Raw genomic sequence first — 209 nt, forward strand, 5'->3', positions numbered from 1 at the left:
TGTCGGAGTCCACGACGAACGAGGTCGCCGGGGTGGCACCGAAGTTCACCGCGGTGGCTCCGGTCAGGGCTGTTCCGGTGAGGACGACCGTGGTGCCACCGGCCACCGGACCTGCGTTAGGGGCGATGGTGGTGAGGGTGGGCACCGGGATGTAGGTGTAGGAGACCCCGTTGGTGGTTCCGCCGGCTGTGGTGGCGGTGACCGATACT

At 67.9% G+C, this 209-nt stretch carries 1 protein-coding gene; it reads right to left on the reverse strand.

From position 1 onward, the window contains the following. Window positions 1-209 (reverse strand): IPT/TIG domain-containing protein (locus ON38_RS25445; protein ID WP_039827547.1); only part of this gene is annotated, 209 nt, incomplete at both ends.

The organism is Nocardia testacea NBRC 100365 (assembly GCF_000308775.1).
Lineage (GTDB): Bacteria > Actinomycetota > Actinomycetes > Mycobacteriales > Mycobacteriaceae > Nocardia > Nocardia testacea.